At 49.0% G+C, this 314-nt stretch carries 1 protein-coding gene; it reads left to right on the top strand.

Features of this window, described 5'->3' with window-relative positions:
* Positions 1 to 36: 36 nt before the first annotated feature.
* Positions 37 to 314 (top strand): hypothetical protein (locus tag AC3XQU_RS23520; RefSeq protein WP_489876560.1); only part of this gene is annotated, 278 nt, incomplete at its 3' end.

Here is a 314-nt window from a genome sequence, read left to right as displayed (position 1 = left end):
CGGCGCGAAGCTTGGAAACGAGGGCACTGGCACTACGTGTTTTACGTACTGCACGCCATTGACCCCGATGGAAATCAAATTGATTGCGAAATCTCAACGAGCTGCTCAGCAGGGCGACTACCCAGTGACTCCGATTTTTGGGCGGAAGTTATGCCGATGTGCAATGAGATTTCCCAAGATATGGCGTCTGCCGGATTCATGGCTGATGGACAAAGAAGCAAGATCATCCATGCACTGAATGCGCTACGAAAATTTGCGGATGACTTTTGGAATCTTAGCCTTATGCAGGTCTTTCTCAAAGAAGGAGGGTTGAA

The sequence above is a fragment of the Telluria sp. AZSoR62 genome (genome assembly GCF_058111565.1).
Note: the sequence above shows the minus strand (reverse complement) of the source record. Positions and strands in the feature narration are given on the sequence as shown.